At 49.5% G+C, this 3,139-nt stretch carries 3 protein-coding genes and 1 pseudogene; all 4 read right to left on the bottom strand.

Annotated features, from left to right (window positions below; genetic code table 11):
- A pseudogene (locus tag F2P67_RS27890) lies at window positions 1-143 on the bottom strand (type VI secretion system tip protein TssI/VgrG); the annotation flags it as partial.
- 109 nt (window positions 144-252) lie between these two features.
- Entirely contained in the window at window positions 253-1,374 is a 1,122-nt protein-coding gene (locus tag F2P67_RS27100) for a type VI immunity family protein (protein ID WP_166226244.1), read from the bottom strand.
- A 10-nt stretch (window positions 1,375-1,384) separates the two neighbouring features.
- Window positions 1,385-2,767 (bottom strand): VRR-NUC domain-containing protein, encoded by a 1,383-nt coding sequence (locus F2P67_RS27095; RefSeq protein ID WP_166226242.1) that lies wholly within the window; start codon window positions 2,765-2,767, stop codon window positions 1,385-1,387.
- Window positions 2,768-3,139: hypothetical protein (locus F2P67_RS27665; protein WP_218583454.1), on the bottom strand; the 372-nt coding region annotated here is incomplete at its 5' end.

Raw genomic sequence — 3,139 nt, 5'->3', positions numbered from 1 at the left:
AGATCGGGGCGGGCGCTGACCAGTTCGAGGTCGAAACGGAACGGTTCGTTGAGGGCTTCGCGACCGGTGAAGCTGAGGACTTGTAGGTCGGCGTTGGCGCCTTCGAGCGTGAGGGTGATGTGGGTAGCGTTGGCGTCCAGCATGCCTTGAATTCCGTTTACTTTTACTGGTGCAGAGCAACAGCCCATTCTTAACTTCAAACGAGCTTCGCTCAGCGTCTGAAAGTCAGAGCTGAGCGAATGACAGGGCTGCTTATTCTTCGCCTGACCAATACCAAAGCGTATCACCCCAGTCTGAGTCATTAAAACTAGGCATTAATTCGCCTTGTTTGAAGTATCTTCTCGAATTTGCTTTGGCAGGAGTGAACCAGTAGCCATCTTTCGTGCATGGTTGATTCGACTCAATACGGGTAGGGGTAGCGCTACTTTCGTCCCGGTCAAACCGTGCATACCATCGCTTTGTACTTTCCTCGTCGAAGCAGTTTCCATAAGGAGAGTAATGATGGATTTGATCCGGTTCTGGAATTCGCACTGATTTTACGATTCGGTTTACCGCAACATAAGCACCGAGTTCATTTTCACCTGTTGTGCCCAGTTTGGGATATTCCCCCGCTTGAATAATGATGCCATAGTCATAATTGAAAAAATTGATGTCGCCGCGCCCGCTTAACCTCTGTCGCAGAACGGTTTCTCCGCCAATGCTCTCAACAAAAGAGTTTCCAATGATGGTTTGCCAATTGACGCCTTTTATATAGTTTACTAGTTCTGATGACAAGCTGTGAGGCATTGAGTCAACGTCTAGACCGCTATATTTTTGAGCGAGTTCGTACTCCATAGGCATATAGCTATCATAATCGAATGGTAGTACCGTCGATAACCCACCATAACCATGCTCTGCTTCGACTTGGTTGCACAGGTATTTTACCCATGCTCTATAAGTCGCACGTCCCTCATCTGTGGACAAAACATCCCAGGGGAAAACTATTTTTATATATGACCGCTCGCTATCTTCGTGGATTTCCCGGGAGTTAAGTATGGATATTCCATAACTGGCAGCTTCCTTTGTACTCGACGCGCTGGTCAGGTGTAATTCGCACCGATCATTGCCGGATGATGAGCGTATTTTGGAAATGGCTTTTTCCAATGAGGTCGAAGTCAATTTTTTGTAGCTGTCCTGAAGCAACCCTTTAAGATATGCTCCGAAATCATCATGGTATTTTTCAAAGCACTCAATGATTTTTGACTTCTTTGTGGTTGTGTAACCTTCTTTAAAGTAAACGGTAGCAATTACACCGAGTCTCACTACAGAGGTTCCGTCCTCCAGTTCGAACGATAAGTCTGGCGCATTTGCTGATAGTTTCTCTAATTCATTCATGCTCTAATTCTCAATGTGCTGCTGCCGTAGCCGGAACGACGACTAATCCTGTGAGGGTCGCAGCCGTGCCAGCTACGGCTCCAGTTACGCTTGCAGTTGCTCCGGCTACTGCTGTGCCGGCTGCTGCCACGCCAGCACTCAAAACTGCAGCCAATGCTCCCCAAGCCGCGATAGCCAAGCGGATTAATAGCAAGAAGCCTGAAACCAACGCCGCAGGAATTCCCAAACTGACCAGTCCCGCACCGATCGCAACCACAACGACAACCGTTGCGACAGCGATGCCTAAATCAACAAGCACTTGAGCCCAGTTGATTTCCTTTAGCATCTCAAGGGTGAGATCAGTGTAGCGTTGTACTTCCATCCAGATTGCTCTCAACTGATCATCTGTCCAGCTTAAAACCTTCCCGCCTTTTTCACTTAGCCACTGCCAAGTTTTCTGGGTCTCGTTTCTCACCCATTCACCTTTAGAGTCAAGCCATGTCATGGCTTCGTGCAAATGCTTTTGCATGTCCTCAGACAATTGGCGAATACCTTGTGCGCCTTGCTCTAACAAACTATCCACAGCGCTTTGTACTTGTTGAGTCCAACTTTCAATGTGAGCTGCACGGGCAGCTGGTTCTGGCCCATAGGCAGGGACTGGAACCGGGGCCGGCCGGGGTGGGCGCCCAGGAGTCTTTGGTGGTAACAAAGGTAGCCATTTTGCAGGGTCAGTCGCTCGCGTTGGCTTATGCTCCCTGTTGTATTCCTTATCTCGTTTACGATCCTCATCATCCCGGCAGTCACTCACTTCAAGTACTGCAAATCGGCTTTTTTTTCCCGCAATTCGCTCGTAGTCCTGGCGCTGATCCTGAGATAAAAAGTCATTAGGGAATTTGACCTCTACAACTCGTTCAAGGTTGTCTTCGTGCTTCGCACCATCATGGTCGAGGCTTTCTGTTCCTGGCCAGCGCTTCTTAGGGTTTTGCACAATGATCACGTCGGGGCGGCGAAGCAATCCGGACGTTCTTCCACTTGGGAAAAAAGTCATGGTGTGGCGCCGATCGGGATCAGGCTTTTGGTCTCTGAACAAAGATGTACTCAGAAACGGAATAGGAGGCTTTGGTCTTTTGGGAGACATATCGAAACTAACTTCAGCCTTATAGTCCCAGCGGAAGTCGTGGCGATACTCATCAGCTTTGATCAGTCCGCTCATGACAAGCTGTTTTAGCTCGACATCAGTGACGCCGCCGCCCTTAAGTGGCTTGACTGTTAACCTAGGAAAGCGAGCAGCGTACCTCGCTTTCTCCATCAAATAGCCTTGATTGTGAGGAGCGACCGTGCCAATCGTCACTTCGCCTTTCACGCTGGTGGTCGTACAGCCTTTTGGTGCGTCAGGTGGTTGGATGACCGGCATTTAATTACCCTCCGTGGCTGTTTTGTAATCCAGTGTCATTTCGGTTGGAGCACTTTCACCTGCTCTGATTAAAGGCTGTTTAGGCTCTGGTTTACGCTCAGGTAGAAAAAGTTCAACTTCTGCTGGTTCTGCACTACGAGCCAAAAAGGTTTTTCCCTCGTGATCTGTGAGGCCTGCGACTTTCGTTCCATCTGCAAGCTTTAGGGTATAGGGGCTTCCTATAGCCGGCTCGCCCGATTTTTCATCGAGGAGTTGGTACCTCGCTTTGTGACTGCGCGGGGCACTTTCGAGTAACCTCCCGAACTTATCCTTGTCCGCCAGCCCCGGAATCAACGGAATCAAAATCCCGATTCCGCTACCCACGCCCGGTGC

Origin of the sequence: Pseudomonas atagonensis (assembly GCF_011369485.1) — a bacterium.
GTDB classification, from domain to species: Bacteria; Pseudomonadota; Gammaproteobacteria; order Pseudomonadales; family Pseudomonadaceae; genus Aquipseudomonas; species Aquipseudomonas atagonensis.
This window is presented reverse-complemented; position numbering and strand designations above follow the sequence as displayed.